This is a genomic window from Mesobacillus sp. (assembly GCF_047739415.1).
In the GTDB taxonomy this organism is placed as follows: Bacteria; Bacillota; Bacilli; order Bacillales; family Cytobacillaceae; genus Mesobacillus.
Genome location: NZ_JBIQOE010000003.1, coordinates 1 through 2,392 on the forward strand (window position 1 = coordinate 1; position 2,392 = coordinate 2,392).

Genomic DNA, 2,392 nt, shown 5'->3' on the forward strand with positions numbered 1-2,392 from the left:
CCCGAATCTAATGCCGGTTGGACTTCGATAAAATCTGAATCAGGTACCATTGGGATTGTGATCCTTCTTTTCTCCGTCACTGTTCCATTTTTGATTTTTCTCTCTATTTTTGCATCCGAGGTTCCGCCAATAATTTGTCTACCCTTATCATCAAAAAGATCAATCATGACTCTCGGGCCACCTTCAGGATAACTCAGTGTATATTCAATGGCTGTCGAAGATTTCCCAGTGATCAACTTTTCGAACGTGATTTTATAATCACCAAGCTCACTTGCCTGTCCAAGCGCAGCTGTTTCAAATGGAAGCTGTTTAATAGGCACGTCAAAATTCCATTTCCCCTGTTCGTCCTTCCAGTTGTTATTGATTTCCCCAATCCCAATAATGTTGAATGGCAATGTGGTTTCTGCCGGCAATTCTGCTCTTGGGTAGCTTAACTGGATATGTCCCTTGTAGCCGCCCTCAATAGGCAGCAGCTTTACCAGCTCCATCGTTTCTTCGATATTCGGGTCTCGGTCGAAAATTTCATAGAATGCATAAATCTCGTCCTCGTCGCCCTTCACCTCACCCTTAACATCAAAGGTGACGCCAATTATTGCTCCGTCATAATAAGCATCGGTAACTCTCACATCAATTCCGTCAAAAGCTGCCTTTTCATTCAACTCGGTGATGAGCTGTTGCGAGGCGAGATTTCCGGCAACCTTGTCGTGCTCATACAGCTTCGCCAGGAAAGGAATATCCGCCATCACATTCCCTACGGATGGCACGATGAAGCCTGATGAAACGAACATGACAGCAGCGGCTGCAACTGACGCTCCTAACACTTTGAGTCGTGATTTTTGCTTAGACTTAATCTTGCTTCCTTTCCTTACACCGGTCTGGATTGCTTTTAAGACATCATCTTCAGGAACATCAATCTGGTCCACCGATTCATGAAACATTTTCTTTTCCATCGTGCTCGCCTCCCAATCTAGTTTTCAATTCCTTCCTGCCGCGCTGCAGATAGGTTTTGACAGTATTTTCTGGTGCATTCATCGTTCTGGCAATCTCGCTAATTGGCAGGTCATGATAGTAAAACAGGATAATCGCGGTCCGGTGCTGAGCTTTTAATAGAGTAATGGCCTCCATCAAATCAAGGCTTTCGGCGACCTTATGATCGCTGTTTGAAGGCAGGTCAACCAGTTTCTCAACTGGCATTTCTTTTTTCCTTTTTTTCAATACATCGTAAGCACAATGAATCAGGATCCTTGTCAGCCAGGTTAAGAAGTATTGTTCATTCTTCAGCTGCCCGATCGCCAGGTATGCTTTGCACGAAGTTTCCTGGACGATATCAAGGGCATCCTCCCTGTTTCCTGCATATAAAAAAGCAGTCCTATACAATCGTTCACTATGTAAAATCAATAACTCTTCAAACGCCTTTAAATTTCCCTTGATTGCTTTCTTCACAAGCTTAGCTTCTTTCATTTCCTGACCTCCTTTCACTCTTTAGAGCAAAATCAGGTAAAAAAAGTTTCAACTTTTTCGAGATATTTTTCTAGGACTAAAGTAATATAGTAATAAATGGAATTTTACTCATGTATAAACATAGTATATCGAACGAGGTGATGTAATGGGCTTTTTCTCTCCTAAGCCAGATTTTCATATTCCGGAAGACGGAATTGACCGAATTGATACGGTTACACTCGGCGGCATCCAGCAGAGTATCCTCATCCAGTCCCACTCACCAAAGAACCCAGTGCTGCTGTTTTTGCACGGCGGTCCATCCATGCCCCTGCCTGGCGTCTCTTCCAGAGGGAAAAACTATACTGTCGCTATCAACACCAAAGAGCTGGTCAAGCACTTTACCGTCGTCTTTTGGGACCAGCGGGGCACCGGGAAATCCTATCACAAAAATATTCCATCCTCATCCATGAGCTTTGAACAACTTGTAGCCGACGCAGCTGAACTGTCTGATTTTTTAAGAGAATCGTTCAATCAGAAAAAAATCTTCCTTGCTGCACACTCATTCGGTACATTGATCGGCATGTACCTGTTGAAAAAGCATCCCGGAAAATTCCATTCCTATGTGGGCATATCGCAGATCATCAGCTGGACAGAAAATGATCGTGAAGGTCTCGAATGGGCAAAAAAAGAGGCAAAACGGCGCGGCGATTTCAAAGCATTAAATGAACTTGAAGCCGTTGGCGATCCGCCTTTTACAGAGGGCTATAAGCAATGGGGTGTCCTGCGAAAATGGCAGATGAAATACAGTACTATGGTCTATAAAGACGACAAAATCAAGCACCCCGGCCTAGGAAAAGTTTCACTAGGAATGCTCACCTCAAGGGATTACAGTCTAACTGATGTTTACCATTCCTTTTACAGCGGGTTCAAACTGATCTACACAGATGAATTC

At 43.8% G+C, this 2,392-nt stretch carries 3 protein-coding genes; 1 reads left to right on the top strand and 2 read right to left on the bottom strand.

The window, feature by feature from the left end; genetic code table 11:
* Together ACH0QE_RS00085 and ACH0QE_RS00090 are read right to left on the bottom strand one after the other, a co-directional pair.
* Positions 1–950: DUF4179 domain-containing protein (locus ACH0QE_RS00085; protein ID WP_415798730.1), on the bottom strand; the 950-nt coding region annotated here is incomplete at its 3' end.
* Positions 928–1,461: a sigma-70 family RNA polymerase sigma factor gene (locus tag ACH0QE_RS00090; protein ID WP_415798731.1), complete on the bottom strand. Its 534-nt coding sequence runs from the start codon at positions 1,459–1,461 to the stop codon at positions 928–930. The genes ACH0QE_RS00085 and ACH0QE_RS00090, both read right to left, overlap by 23 nt.
* 145 nt (positions 1,462–1,606) lie before the next feature.
* Between ACH0QE_RS00090 and ACH0QE_RS00095 the strand changes: the two genes are divergently transcribed.
* A partial coding sequence (locus ACH0QE_RS00095; protein ID WP_415798732.1) for an alpha/beta fold hydrolase occupies positions 1,607–2,392 on the top strand: 786 nt, incomplete at its 3' end.

Coding starts and splice junctions, on each gene's coding strand:
- ACH0QE_RS00090 (WP_415798731.1), bottom strand. CDS start 1,461: ATGAAAGAAGCTAAGCTTGTGAAGAAAGCAATCAAGGGAAATTTAAAG.